Raw genomic sequence first — 13,425 nt, 5'->3', positions numbered from 1 at the left:
GGCCCGCCGGAATACGGCGGGCCCGTTTGAGTGTAGTGCTAAGGGGCGAACTGCTGAGTTAGCGCTACTGCCCTAGGGCCGCGTATTGGGCCTTGGTGTTCACAGTGGAATATACCGGTGCCTAGGGCTGTACCCAGTTATCGCTGGGGCAGAGATGGGAAAGTAGCCCGCACCATACCGGCAAACTCGGCTGAGTCGAGGGCGGCAGCGTTGCGAATAGTGCGTGCCTGAAGAATACGCTTGACCAAAGCTGGGACGGAGCCGCATTTGGCTACTTCGCGGGCCAAATCGGTGGGCGACATGGTAGCTGGGTTTATGTCGGCCATTGAATCGTGGCTTTCCAGATGAGCCAGATGCGTGCGCCGTCGCTCCAGTGTAAATTTTCGGTTTAGCCCGCACAGGTCGATGGTAGCTTGGCCGCGCGGCGTTTTGGCTACTGCCACAGCATGTTGAAAGTCGATATGCGCAGCCGGGTCGTCGTGAGTTGGGTGCAATAGCAGTGGCTGCTCCTGCTGCAGGTCATCGTGGTGCGAGCGGGCACGGCCAGCCGGATGATTGGCTAGCGGGAAATAGTTGCGCTTGTGCCCGCCGTTGCAGCGCTTGCATGAGAATAGCAGGTTGCGCCAAGTATAAGCCAGCCAATAATATCCTGGCTTTTCCAGGGTGGCTCCGCGCGTCTGCCGGAAGCCATTTTTGGGCCGGTAGTGCTCCACATCGCCGTAGCCGACGTGCAGTAGATTGGCCTCGCAGTAGCAGCATTTTTCGTGCTGCACGGCAATTAACTGCGCCTTAATTGCGGGGGCGTTATAAAGAGTAGCTGGTACGTTCAGCCGTTCGCTACCGGGCGCGCGACACGCGGCCGGGTCAGCATCGTAGCGCCGGCGCAAACGCTGCCGGGCAGCTCGAATTTCAGTCGTATCGAGAGCCGCCGGGGCTGGGCCTTGCGTGATTTTTATCATTAGCCGGCCGCAGAAGCACTTGGCTGACGGCCGAGGCGCTCGGTTATCTGACGCAGTAGCTCGGCCTCTTCGGCTTCGGCATGGGGGCTAGTGCTACCCATTGGCTGGCCTTCCAGTTCCTGGGTCAAGGCCTCCAGCTCTTTCCTCTCTTTGGCGGTCAGCTTCACCTTATTCAGCAGGGCAGCCTGCCGCGCCAGCTTATTCTCCGTTTCGACAGAGCGGGCCGTTTCGAGGTTAAAAAAGCTACTGGTCAATATCTGGTCAACACGCCAGCCGCGCACATCTTCCGGGTTCTGGTACACGATAGTCTGGTCGCCTTCGCGCTTGAGCAGCACCACGTTGGCTTCGGCGTCGGTGGCGGCCTGCACTACCAGCGGGCTGTGCGCGGTGGCAATAAACTGCGTGTTCTTGAAGATGCCGCTCAGGAAGCCGATGAGCTTGCGCTGCCAGCTTGGGTGCAGGTGCAGGTCGATTTCGTCGATGAGCACGATGGCGGGCTCTTCGAGCGGGTTTTTGCTGTCGGGGTAGCGGATGAAGAGCTTGCTGGCGAAGTCGGTGAGCCACACCACCAGCGTTTGGTAGCCTAGGCTCATGTCGCGCAGGCGCACCCAGCCGTAGGGGGTTTTGAAGCGCACACCCTGCCTAGGGCTGCCGCCACCTAATGCAACCGGCGACACGTCCATGTCGGTTACTTCGCCTTCCTCCATCACTTTGAGAAGGGCCGCTTTCAGCAAGTTGAAGTTTTGGGTGGTAAGCGGGTCTTTGTCCTTTGCCATGCGGTAATCGGCAAAGAGGAACCACTCTTCGGGATTTAGCAAGTCAGCGCGGTCGTCGAAAAGGCTGGCGCAGGTGTCAACGGTCTCGGGAGATTCGCTAAGCGTTGAAATGCCAGTAGTGCGACCGGCACCGTAACCGTAGCATATAAACTCGTTTGCCTCATAGGTACTGTACTCAGAGTAACTCCCTTCAAACTCATTACTTTCTCCTACCGCACAAGTTACGTTAGCCCAATCCACTTTAATCTCTCCGTCAAGCTGTCTTAGTATTAGGCCTTCAGAGTACTCGTAGCGCACTCCCAACTCCTTAGTACCACTTCTGAAGGGAAACCATTTTCTACTAAAAAGATAGGATAGAATGGGGGAATAATCTCGTTTCCGTGCGTTAGGCTGTTTTATATAGGCTGTCTCTAGACCCGCTAGTGCTTTCAACGCCGTCGTCTTACCTACCCCATTATCCCCTAAAATAATCGTCCACTGCGCGGGGCGGCCATCTTTCCGAGAGAAGGAAATCGTCTGCTTCTCCCCGAAGCTGCGCACGTTTTCTAGGCTCAGCGAGAGGAAGTAGGCCGGGGGGGGAGTGATTGGCTTATCGGACATAATGGCGGGTAGAATTGACCAAAAATAGCCGGCCCGCCGGGGTTTGGCGGGCCGGGCCTTCCTCCTCGCGGACTCGCAGAGTCCACGGTACTGCGCTACTGCCCTAGGGCGGCGTACTGGGCCTCGGTGTCTACGTCGGTAGCGCCGCCGGGGAAGTCGATGGTGGGCAGGTGGTTGTACTGCTGGAGCAGCTCGCGGGCCCCGCTGGCCCCGCGCAAGGCCAACAGCTGCGGGAATATCTCGCGGCTAAACAGCGCCGGCACGCCCTGGGTGCCCGCGTAGGCCGAGGCTACTACCGGCTGGCGGGTGGCCTGAAACTGCACGATGAGCTGGCCGATTACCTCCTCGCTCACCAAGGGCTGGTCGCAAAGCATTACTACTACGGCATCGACCCTAGGGCCTTCGGTGGCCGATTCCAGCTCCTGGAGGCCGGCGGCGATGCTGCCGCCCATGCCGTCGGCCCAGGCATCGTTGCGCACCACGTGGAAGGGCAGGCCCTCAATTTCGGGCAGCAACTCGTCGTGCAGTGCGCCGGTCACGAGTACCAGCGGGCGGCAGGGCGAAGCGGCGGCCACTTCGGCGGCGTGGCGCAGCAAGGTTTGGCCCTGGTAAGGCAATAGCTGCTTGGGGCGGGCCAGGCGCGAGGAGGAGCCGGCGGCCAGCAGCAGCAGGCCCACGGTGGCAGTGGGGTCGTTGTGCATGGGGTGGTTGCGGATTGTTGATTGCTACTACAAAAGAACGTCCTGCTTCGGCAAGCGTAGCAGGACGTTCTTTTGTCACTAGTCACTGGTAGCTAGTTATTAGCTGGGCAGGCCGTTCATCAGCACCTTATCCGGCGTCAGGGGCAGGTCGCGCACGCGCTTGCCGGTGGCGTGGTACACGGCGTTGGCCACGGCGGCGGCCACGCCAACGATGCCGATTTCACCGATGCCCTTCACCCCCATCGCATTGATGTAGGGGTCGTGCTCCTCTACAAACTCGACGGTCATGTCAGGAATGTCCTTATTGACGCACACGTGGTAGTTGGCCAGGTCGGCGTTGGTGTAACGGGCAAAGTGGTCGTCGCGCTCGGTGGCTTCCATCAGCGCCGAACCAATGCCAAAGATGGCGCCGCCCAGGATTTGGCTGCGGGCGGTTTGCGAGTTGAGCACGCGGCCGGCGCCCATCACGCTCACCCATTTCGTGACACGCACCACGCCCAGCTCACTGTCTACGTGCACCTGGCAGAAGTGCGCGCCAAACGAGTGCATGGAGTGGCCGCCGGCCTCGTCCTTCTTGCTGGGGTCGGCGTTTTTGGCGCCCTGCGGGTTTTCGTTGCCGGCGCCATACTTGCCCTGGGCCATTCCTTCAATGTCAGGCATATCGGCGCGGTGCAGCACCTCGGCATAGCTCTCGCCCTTTTTCGGCTTGTTTTTCAAAAACAGGCGGCCTTTTTCCACGCCCACTTCGGCAGGGTCGGCGCCGTGCAAGGGCGACTTGCGGTCGGCCACGGCCATTTTGATAAGCTTATCCCACACGTCCTGGCAGGCCAGGAAAACGCTCGACGATACCGTGCCGGCCGCCACCGAGCCGCCCGAGTTGGGGGCGTTGGGCAGCTGCGTATCGCCCAGCTCGAAGCGCACTTTCTCCAGCGGCAGCCCTAGGGAGTCGGCAGCCACCTGGGTCATTACGGTGTAGGTGCCGGTGCCCAAGTCGGTGGCGCCGGCCTGCACCACGGCGTGGCCGTCGGCGTAGAGGCGGGCGCGGGCCGTGCCCTGCGAGTTGTGCACCGGGTAGCTGGCGGTGGCCATGCCCATACCCACCAGGTAGCGGCCCTCGCGGGTTTGGCCGGCCTTGGGGTTGCGCCGGCTCCAGCCAAACAGCTCGGCGCCGCGGGCGTAGCACTGCTTCAAGCTCTTGCTGCTCCACTGTTGGCCGGTGCTGTAGTCGTAGTCTGAGTGGTTGAGCAGCCGAATCTGCACCGGGTCCACGCCCACGCGGTAAGCCAGGTCGTCCATCGAGCACTCCAGGGCAAACGAGCCGGGGGCTTCGCCAGGCGCGCGCATAAAGGTGCTCGTCATCACGTTGGCCCGCGCCATCTCGTAGCTCGCCTCAAAGTTGGGCGTGGCGTAGAGCATGTCCAGAATCTTAGAGTTAGACTCGGCGTAGTTGTCCCAGGGCGAGGTGGTCGATTTCTTGGTGTGAATAATCGAGGTAATCTTGCCTTCGGCCGTGGCCCCGAGCTTCACCGTCTGCTCCTGGTCTTCGCGGTGGCCCATGCTGGTAAACATCTGGGGCCGGGTCAGCATCAGCTTCACCGGGCGGCCCACCGCCTTGGCCGCCTGAATGGTGAGGATGGTGTGCGGCCAGGTACTGCCCTTACAGCCAAATCCACCCCCTAGGTACTTGGTTATCACCCGAATGTTATCGGCAGGTAAGCCCAGCATGGCTTTTAGCGACGACTGGGTGCGGAAAACGCCCTGCGTGCTTTCGTACACCGTCAGGCGGTCGGGCGCCGTCCACTGGGCCGTGGTCGAGCCGGGCTCCATAGGGTTGTGGTTGTGCACCGGGTGGTGGTAGGTAGCCACCAGCTGAATGGGGGCGCTGGCGAAGCTTTCCTCGGGCGTGCCGCGCTTGGTGTGGCCCTCCTGCTTGCCATCCTGCACCTTCTGGGGGTCAAACAGCTCGGCCTTGGGGTCGGTATAGTAAGCAATGGGCTTGCCGCCGCTCTGGTAGGCTACGCGCACCAACGTGGCCGCGTGCTGGGCGTGCTCCAGGGTATCGGCCACCACTACGGCTACTGGCTGGGCGGCGTAGAAAATCTCGTCGCTGGTGAGGGGCAGGAAACCCATCGGCGCGCCAATTTTCTTCTTACCCTCGGGCGTGTTGGGCGTGGTAGCCAACGGGGGTAGGTTCTGGTGCGTGAGCACGGTCAGCACGCCCGGCTCGCGCATGGCGGCGGCGCTATCGATGCTTTGAATCTTCCCCTTGGCAATGGGGCTGGTCACGATAACCGCGTAGGTGAGGCCCGGCAGCGGAAACTCGGCCGAGTATTTGGCCCGGCCCGTCACCTTGTCGCGCCCGTCCACGCGGATGATAGGCTTGCCGACTACGCCGCCTGGCTGCTCCGTGAAAATAGAATCCATGATTATCAATTAAGTAATAGCTAGTGAGCAAGACCACTTTATAAGGGCGCAGCCCTAGGCCGTCGGCAGCTCCAAAAAGGCCCGCACCAGCGTACGCTGGGCCAGCTCGACCTTGAATTTATTTTGCTCGCGCGGGGCGGCGTCGCGCACGGCCAGCGCCGCGGCCGCCCGGAAGGTGTCTTCGGTAGCCGGCTTGCCCACCAGGTACTTCTCTACGGCGGGCACGCGCCAGGGCACGGTGCCCACGCCCCCTAGGGCCACCCGCGCCGAGCGAATGAGGCCCCCCTGCACGTCGAGACCCACGGCGGCGCTCACCAGGGCGTAGGCGTAGCTGGCGCGGTCGCGCACCTTTAGGTAGTGCGAACGGCGAGCGTGGCCGGCGGCGGGCACCGTAATGGCCGTTATCAGCTCGTCGGGCTGCAAGTGCGTTTCAATATTGGGCGTGCTGCCGGGCAGCTTATAAAACTCGGTGAGCGGCAGCGTGCGCGACTGGCCCTTGGCGTTCTCCAGGGTCAGCCGGGCGTCGAGCGCCACCAGGGCCACGGCCAGGTCGGAAGCGTTGGTGGCGATGCAACTAGGGCTGGTGCCAAAGATGGCCAGGGTGCGGTTGTCGCCGGTTTGGGCGGGGCAGCCCGAGCCGGGCACCCGCTTGTTGCACGGAAATGCCACGTCGCGGTAGTAGCCGCAGCGCGTTTTTTGCAGCAGGTTGCCGCCCATGGTGGCCATGTTGCGCAGCTGGGGCGAGGCCGAGAGCAGCAGCGACTCCGAAATAGCCGGGTAGTTTTGCACCACCTGCGGGTGCTCGCCCACGGTGCTCATGTGCTCCAACGTGCCGATGCGCAGCCCCTCGGCGGTGTCATTGATGCCCGTGAGGGCTAGGCGATTGATGTCGATGAGCAGCGAGTGCTGCTCGATGTTCGACTTCATGATGTCAATCAGCGTGGTACCGCCGCCGATGAAGGCAGCTGCCTTGTCGGCTTGTTTGGCCGTTGTGGCTTCTTTGGTAGAAGCGGCCTGGGTATAAGCGAAGTTGTTCATTGGGTTAGCCTTTTGCTTGTTGGCCAGCCACTTCGCGCACGGCGGCCAGGATATTGGGATAGGCGCCGCAGCGGCAGATATTACCGCTCATCCACTCGCGGGCCTGGTCGTCGGTTTTGGCGTGGCCTTCGCTCACGCAGGCTACGCCGCTCATAATCTGGCCCGGCGTGCAGTAGCCGCACTGAAAGCCGTCGTGCTTCAAGAAGGCTTCCTGCATGGGGTGCAGCTCGTCGCCCTTGGCCAGGCCCTCAATGGTGGTTATCTGCTTGCCCTGGGCCATGACGGCCAGCGTGAGGCAGCTATTGACGCGCTTGCCATCAACCAGCACGGTGCAGGCGCCGCACTGGCCGTGGTCGCAGCCTTTTTTCGAGCCGGTCAGGTCCAGGTACTCGCGCAGGGCGTCGAGCAGCGTTACGCGGGGCTCGAGGCGCAGGTTGCGCACCTGGCCGTTGATGGTAAGCGCCATGTTGGTGGGGCCGCTGGCAACGGGGCTGGGTGGGGCCAGTTTGTCGGCCACGGCTTCGGCTCGGCTGGCAATGGGGGCCGCGAGCGTAGCGCTCAGCAGGCCGCCCGATTGCTTGAGGAAGGAGCGGCGTGAGGGGCCGCCGGGGGCGGGGTGGCCGTCGGCCGGGGTCTGGTCGTCGGGAGTAGTCATAGGAAGTAGCGCGTGGTGAGGCAACTACTTACTACGCTAAACGCAGGCTTATCGTTTGGCGAATCGGTTATTAGTCAAGGCTATATCCCAGCCTATACAACGCTATACCCGGCCGTATCGCTGAGGCCTCGCGTAGTACTCTGCGAGTTAGCCCTAGGGCACTAAAAAGCCCATTCCAATTGGAACGGGCATTTTAATCGTCGATTGGGCAGCTGCTGCCTAGTGGCCGGCGCGGGCGGCCCGCTTGGGGTCGTAGCGCGCGCCGCCGAAGAAATACAGCATCATGGCCCGCGAGTAGCGAAACGCCAGCGGGGTCGTGAGCAGCGACAGCACGAATATGACTACCACGTACACCCACGTATCGGGGTCGCCGGCCAGGTAGTTGAGCGTGAGGCCCACTACCGCGAAGATGGCCACTGCAAAGCCAAAGCTCAGGTACATAGCGCCGTAGTAGAAGCCGGGCTCAGGCTCGAACGTTTGCTCGCACACCGCGCAGGCATCGTACATATCCGAGAAGTGCCAGCTAGCCGCCGGGTACTTAAAGAGCGGCCCCCGATGGCAGCGGGGGCAGCGCAGCGCTAGCAGCGCCGCCGGGGTAGATTTATAAGCGTCGTCGGCCATAGTAAGCACAGTAACTGGTTTAGGCGGGGTAGGGTTACTGAGGGACCTAGGGTGGTTGCCGCCCAAACTCATCCGTTTCGTAACCATTAGCTTGGTAGCTGGCTTTTACTACTCAACTCGTTTTTCCTTTTCCGCCCATGCTTACACATGAAACCTATGACCTGCCCGGCCTCCGCATGCACGTAGCTGAGCAGGGCGAGGGGCCCTTGGTGGTGCTCTGCCACGGCTTTCCCGAAACCTGGTACTCGTGGCGGCATCAACTGCCGGCGCTGGCCCAAGCGGGGTTTCGGGTAGTAGCGCCCGACCTGCGCGGCTACGGCGCCACCGACCAGCCCGCCGCCCCCGACCAATACAACCTGCTGCAACTAGTTGGCGACCTGGTGAACCTGCTGGATACCCTAGGCGAGCCGCAAGCGGTAATAGTAGGCCACGACTGGGGCGCCAGCGTGGCGTGGCAAGCAGCCCTGCTGCGCCCCGACCGGTTTCGGGCCGTGGCAGGTCTTAGCGTGCCGCCCATGGCACAGCCCCCAGCGCCGCCCACTACCCTATTTCCGCAAACGCCCGACGCCTGGTTCTACACCCTTTACTTTCAGCCACTTGGCCTGGCCGAAGCAGAGCTGGAGCACGACGTGCGCCTAACCCTGCGCAAAGTGCTAGTGGCGGCCTCTGGTGAGGCCGGCCCCCGCCATCCCGGCGACGATACGCCCAATCCCTTTGGCATGGTGGCGCGCCGCGATGGCTTGCTAGCGCCGCTTCCCAACCCAGCTACCCTGCCCAATTGGCTTACCGAGGCCGACCTGGACGTCTATGCGCAAGCATTTGCCACCAGCGGTTTCCGGGGCGGCCTGAATTATTACCGCAACCTCGACCGCAACCGCGAGCTACTAATGCCCTTTAGTGGGCAGGTAGTAGCGGTGCCCGCCCTTTTTATGGTGGGCGACCGCGACGTTTCCTACAGCTCGCCCATGATGCAGCAGCTGATTGCTGCCTTGCCCCGCACCTTACCCCGGCTCCACCCCATTCGCATCGTACCAGGCGCCGGCCACTGGCTGCAGCAAGAGCGCCCCGAAGTGGTTACGGCAGCGCTGCTGGATTTCCTGCGCAGCTTACCAGCGTCATAAAAAAAGCCCCTGCCAGATTCGGCAGGGGCTTTTTTACGGCGTGGGCCCTAGGGCCTACCGGCCGCCCACGCCGTTGGTGCTGGCCGGGCGAGGCTGGCGCCCGTCGGGGTTGGGCTTGTTTTCCTGGCGCTGCAGGGGCGACATGGGCGCCGGCTGGCCGGGGGTGCCGGGCGCGGCGCTGCTCATGCCGGCCTGCTGCATGGGGTTTTGGGGCGCGGGGCCGGCCAGGCCCTGCTGAAACAGCTCGAAGCGCGTGGGCGTGGACTGGCGCGGGAAGGCATTGTTGCTAAGGTCGGTATCGGCCGTTTGCTGGTAAGGGTCGATAACGAACGACACCACGTTTTTGGGCGTCAGGATGAGCTTGCTCACCTGCTCGTTGTTTTTGCGCCACAGCTCGGCCGGGATGGTTTGGATTTCCTGGCTGCCGTCGTCGTAGGTCATTTGCAGCACCACGGGCATCACCAGGCCGCCCACGTTGCGCAGGGCCAACTCGTACACGTTCAGGCCGCTGCCCACGCGCTTTTGCTGCTCGGGGGTGAGGGTATTCACGTACTGCTGGTAGCGGGCCTGCTCCTGGGCCGAGCCGGCCAGCGGGTCGTAGCCGTTGTAGAAGTCCTTGAGGTCGGGGTTCTGCTCTACCAGCGTCTGCGGAATGTCTTTGGCGTTGCGCTGCTGCGTAATGGTTTGGGGCTGGGCCTGGCGCTCGGTGCGGATGCGGGCGTTTTCCACGCCGGGGTTTTTGGTGTTGATGCGGTACATCTTCACGTTATCCAGCGCAATGTCGCAGCGGTCCACGGTGTAGAACCAGCCGCGCCAGAACCAGTCCAGGTCCACGGCCGAGGCGTCTTCCATGGTGCGGAACAGGTCGGCCGGCTCGGGGTGCTTGTAGGCCCAGCGCTGGGCGTAGGTTTTGAAGGCGTAGTCGAACAGCTCGCGGCCCATCACCGTTTCGCGCAGGATGTTGAGGGCGGTGGCGGGCTTGCCGTAGGCGTTGTTGCCAAATTGCAGCACGCTCTCCGAGTTGGTCATGATGGGCGTTTGCAGGCTCTTGTCGGTGCGCATGTAGTCCACCATGTTGCGCGGCTCGCCGCGGCGGCTGGGGTAGTTGCGCTCCCAGGCCTGCTCGGTCAAGAACTGCACAAACGAGTTCAGGCCCTCGTCCATCCAAGTCCACTGGCGCTCGTCGGAGTTCACAATCATGGGGAAGAAGTTGTGGCCGACTTCGTGAATAATCACCGAAATCATGCCGTACTTCCGGTCCTGCGAGTAGGTACCATCCTTCTCGGGGCGCCCGCCGTTAAAGCAAATCATGGGGTATTCCATGCCGCCCACCGGCCCGTGCACCGAAATGGCCACCGGGTACTCGTAGGGGATGGTGAAGTGCGAGTACGTCTTGATGGTGTGGGCCACCACCTGCGTCGAGTACTGGCCCCACAGCGGGTTGCCCTCCTTGGGGTAGTAGCTCATGCACAGCACCGGCTTGCCTTCTTCCGTAATGCCCATGGCATCCCAAATGAACTTGCGCGAGGAGCACCAGGCGAAGTCGCGCACATTTTGGGCGGCGAAAGTCCAGGTTTTGGTGCCGGTGGCGCGGCTGCTTTCGTTCTTCACGGCCTCGTCCTGGCTCACGATGAGCACCGGCTTCTTGGCGCCGCGGGCCTGGGCTAGGCGCTGGCGCTGGGCGCTCGTGAGCACCTGGTCGGGGTTTTGGAGCACGCCGGTGGCGCCCACCACGTGGTCGGCCGGGGCGGTGATGCTCACGCGGTAGTTGCCGAAGGGCAGCGTAAACTCGCCGTTGCCCAAAAACTGCTTGTTCTGCCAGCCCACGGCGTCGGAGTACACCGCCATGCGGGGGTAAAACTGCGCGATTTCGTAGAGGTAGTTCTTGTCCTGCGGGAAGTACTCGTAACCGCTGCGCTCGCTGATTTTCAGCTGGTCGTTGATGTTGTAGCTCCACTTCACCCCGAAGGCCACCTTCTGGCCCGGCCGCAGCGGCGTGGGCAAGTCCACGCGCATCATGGTGTGGTTGATGGTGTACTTCAGGGGCCGGCCGCCGGCGTCGGTCACGGTCGCAATCTTGTAGCCGCCGTCAAACTCCTGCACCGCCAGCTGGCTATCCAACTCCTGAAACGACAAGCGCCCGGCCGCCGGGCCGGCGGTCGGAATGGCCCCCACCTGGGTGGCCGCCGTCATCGAGTTCTTGGCCAGAATGTTCTGGTCGAGCTGCACCCACAGGTAGGGCAGCACGTCGGGCGAGAGGTTGGTGTAGGTAATCGTTTCGGCGCCCGTAATGGCCTGCTTCTGGTCGTCGAGGCTCACGCGGATGTTGTAGTCGGCGCGCTGCTGCCAGTACTTGGGCCCCGGCGCGCCGCTAGCGGTGCGGTACTCGTTAGGCGTGGGCAGCTCGGGGCCGAGCTGGGCAAACTTGTCAGTGCCGGAATTAGTGTTCTGAGCCTGGCCCGCTAAGGGAGCCAGCAACAGCCCCAGCCCGGCGGCGAGTAGCGAAATGCGCATGAGGTAAGTAGGAGTAATTAAAGAGCCAGTAGGAAAGTCAGCGAAATTACAGCAAAGTTGCGCGAGGAAGGGAATATGGAAAATGTGAGAAATGTAGAGAATGTGGAAATGTACAGGATGAGGAAAAACCAAGACCAGCCTTATGCCCTGCCCTTGCACATCAATCTTCCATTCTTCACATTTTCACATTTCTACATTCTTCCCTCCTACCCCGCCGCTAGTTGCAGCAGTAGCAGCGCCGACACGCCCAGCGCCGCGCCGCTCACCGTCAGCACCCAGTCGCGCCGCGCCACCCCTAGGCCCCGTAGCAGCAGCCAACCCAGCAGCAGTATCGCGCTCACCACCAGCAGCTGCCCTAGCTCCACGCCCAGGTTGAAGGAAAGCAGCTCCAGCACCGGGCGGCTTTCGCGGCCCAGCAACTCGCGCAGGTAGCTCGAAAACCCTAGGCCGTGAATCAGCCCGAAGCCGGCCGCCAGCAGGTTGGGCGCCGCCCACACCACCGCGCCGGTGGGCCGGGCCCGCGCCTCGCGCCGCGGCGGCCCCGCCCGGTACATATTGACCAGCGCCGTGAGCAGAATGGTGACCGGAATGAGGGCTTCTACCAGCGCCACGTTGATGCGCACCACGCGAAGCGTGGCCAGGGCCAGCGTGAGGGAGTGTCCTAGGGTAAAGCTCGTAACCAAGGCCACCACGCGCCGCCAATCGGCCAGCACGTAGGGCGCGCACAGGGCCAGCAGAAACGTGAGGTGGTCGGTGGCCTGCCAGCTGCAAATGTGCCAGAAACCCAGCTGCAAGTAGGTGGTGAACGTGGACATTAACCGCAAATAAACACGACTGCGCAGGAAGTGCCCCCAGGCCCGGCGCCGCAGCCAGTGCCCTCACGGTTGTGGTTATCGCCTGGGCGCACTAGCTTGCGGACTCTTATGCCCTTATCCACTTAGTTAGATGCGTCACGTTCTTATTATTCTTCCCGCAGTCCTATTTCGTAACAAGTATTTTCCGGGCACCGCTGCGCAAACTACGCTCTTCGTTACCATGGCCACCGCCGCGCCGGCGGGCACTATCGCCCAGCCGGGGGCTTAGGCCTCGCTTCGCCCGCCGGGCCGGAGCTGCCGGCTGATACTCATTTGCGGCCAGTGGCTGCTCACAACATCCATTTACGGGCTTACTGTACTGCCTAGGCTTACTTCGTGGCCATGAGCTACCAACTAGAGATTTGCGCCGGCTCCGTGCAGTCGGCCCTGGCCGCCCAGGCGGGCGGCGCCCACCGCATCGAGCTGTGCCAAAACCTGGAGCAGGGCGGCATCACGCCCTCGCTGGGCCTACTGCGCCAGGTGCGGGCACTGCTAACCATTCCGGTTTTTGTGCTAATTCGCCCGCGGCCTGGCAACTTCGTTTACGACGCCCACGAATTGGCTATTATGCAAGCTGACATCCAGGCCTGCAAAGACTCAGGCTGCGATGGTGTAGTGCTGGGCGTGCTCACTTCTGGCAATCAGGTGGATGTGGCGCGCACCCGCACCCTGGCGCAGCTGGCGCAGCCGCTGCCCGTCACCTTCCACCGCGCCTTCGACGACTGCTCCGACCTGCCCACGGCCCTGGAAGCCGTGGTGGCCACCGGCTGCCAGCGGCTGCTTACTTCCGGGGGCCAGCCCACGGCGCTGGCCGGGCAAGCCACCCTGGCGGCCCTAGGGCAGCAGGCGGCCGGGCGCCTAAGTCTCATGCCCGGCGCGGGCATTACGCCCGCCACGCTGCCTACCCTACTGGCCCACACCAGCGCCCGCGAGTTTCACGCCAGCGCTCGGCGGCCGCTGCCAGCGCCCCTAGCCCCCTCCCTGTTTCAAACCGAGCGCTGGGAAACCGACGCCACCCTGGTAGGCCAGCTTGGTCGCTTGCTGGCGGCGGGCGACGACGCCCCGGCCGCCCAGCAGCTATAGCCTCAACAGCTACACTTAAATCGCCCTTCCTTATTTTAATAGCTTAAATTTCAATTTTTTAACCAACGCTTTTCACTAC

General features: G+C 62.6%; 12 protein-coding genes and 1 pseudogene. 3 read left to right on the top strand and 10 right to left on the bottom strand.

All coding sequences use genetic code 11. The annotated features are described in order from the left end of the window. Nucleotides 1-137 precede the first annotated feature (137 nt). The 8 genes and pseudogenes from HHL22_RS00470 to HHL22_RS00440 form a co-directional block, all read right to left on the bottom strand. Nucleotides 138-773, bottom strand: a complete 636-nt coding sequence (locus HHL22_RS00470) for an HNH endonuclease family protein (RefSeq protein WP_169529019.1) — start codon at nt 771-773, stop codon at nt 138-140. 185 nt (nt 774-958) lie between these two features. Next, nucleotides 959-1,735 (bottom strand): AAA family ATPase, encoded by a 777-nt coding sequence (locus tag HHL22_RS23810; RefSeq protein ID WP_241737931.1) that lies wholly within the window; start codon nt 1,733-1,735, stop codon nt 959-961. Between the two features lie 429 nt (nt 1,736-2,164). Beyond that, a pseudogene (locus HHL22_RS24435) lies at nt 2,165-2,335 on the bottom strand (AAA family ATPase); the annotation flags it as partial. A gap of 95 nt (nt 2,336-2,430) precedes the next feature. Next, nucleotides 2,431-3,036, bottom strand: coding sequence for a nucleotidyltransferase family protein (locus HHL22_RS00460; protein ID WP_169529017.1), 606 nt, complete (start codon nt 3,034-3,036; stop codon nt 2,431-2,433). 99 nt (nt 3,037-3,135) lie between these two features. After that, nucleotides 3,136-5,460 carry a xanthine dehydrogenase family protein molybdopterin-binding subunit gene (locus HHL22_RS00455; protein WP_169529016.1) on the bottom strand — a complete coding sequence of 775 codons (2,325 nt, stop codon included), beginning with the start codon at nt 5,458-5,460 and terminating at the stop codon, nt 3,136-3,138. A gap of 54 nt (nt 5,461-5,514) precedes the next feature. After that, a complete protein-coding gene (locus HHL22_RS00450) occupies nt 5,515-6,498 on the bottom strand; it encodes an FAD binding domain-containing protein (protein WP_169529015.1) in 984 nt (327 codons plus the stop codon). Nucleotides 6,499-6,502: 4 nt separating this feature from the next. After that, the gene (locus HHL22_RS00445) at nt 6,503-7,153 is read right to left on the bottom strand and encodes a (2Fe-2S)-binding protein (protein ID WP_169529014.1); all 651 of its coding nucleotides are present in this window, start codon (nt 7,151-7,153) and stop codon (nt 6,503-6,505) included. 219 nt (nt 7,154-7,372) lie between these two features. Further along, nucleotides 7,373-7,774 carry a DUF983 domain-containing protein gene (locus tag HHL22_RS00440; RefSeq protein ID WP_241737930.1) on the bottom strand — a complete coding sequence of 134 codons (402 nt, stop codon included), beginning with the start codon at nt 7,772-7,774 and terminating at the stop codon, nt 7,373-7,375. A gap of 137 nt (nt 7,775-7,911) precedes the next feature. On the opposite strand from HHL22_RS00440, the gene HHL22_RS00435 reads away from it, so the two are divergent. Further along, nucleotides 7,912-8,895 carry an alpha/beta fold hydrolase gene (locus tag HHL22_RS00435; protein WP_169529013.1) on the top strand — a complete coding sequence of 328 codons (984 nt, stop codon included), beginning with the start codon at nt 7,912-7,914 and terminating at the stop codon, nt 8,893-8,895. Between the two features lie 54 nt (nt 8,896-8,949). Here the strand turns inward: HHL22_RS00435 and HHL22_RS00430 are convergent, their stop codons facing one another. Together HHL22_RS00430 and HHL22_RS00425 are read right to left on the bottom strand one after the other, a co-directional pair. Beyond that, nucleotides 8,950-11,409 (bottom strand): M1 family metallopeptidase, encoded by a 2,460-nt coding sequence (locus HHL22_RS00430; RefSeq protein ID WP_169529012.1) that lies wholly within the window; start codon nt 11,407-11,409, stop codon nt 8,950-8,952. 206 nt (nt 11,410-11,615) lie between these two features. Beyond that, nucleotides 11,616-12,224: a HupE/UreJ family protein gene (locus tag HHL22_RS00425; RefSeq protein ID WP_169529011.1), complete on the bottom strand. Its 609-nt coding sequence runs from the start codon at nt 12,222-12,224 to the stop codon at nt 11,616-11,618. Between the two features lie 130 nt (nt 12,225-12,354). Between HHL22_RS00425 and HHL22_RS00420 the strand changes: the two genes are divergently transcribed. Then, nucleotides 12,355-12,492 (top strand): hypothetical protein, encoded by a 138-nt coding sequence (locus tag HHL22_RS00420; protein WP_169529010.1) that lies wholly within the window; start codon nt 12,355-12,357, stop codon nt 12,490-12,492. Nucleotides 12,493-12,605: 113 nt separating this feature from the next. Beyond that, nucleotides 12,606-13,346 (top strand): copper homeostasis protein CutC, encoded by a 741-nt coding sequence (locus tag HHL22_RS00415; RefSeq protein ID WP_195809207.1) that lies wholly within the window; start codon nt 12,606-12,608, stop codon nt 13,344-13,346. Nucleotides 13,347-13,425 lie beyond the last annotated feature (79 nt).

The organism is Hymenobacter polaris (genome assembly GCF_012927305.1).
In the GTDB taxonomy this organism is placed as follows: Bacteria; Bacteroidota; Bacteroidia; order Cytophagales; family Hymenobacteraceae; genus Hymenobacter; species Hymenobacter polaris.
The sequence above is the reverse complement of the archived record's forward strand: the minus strand, read 5'-3'. Positions and strand labels throughout refer to the sequence as shown.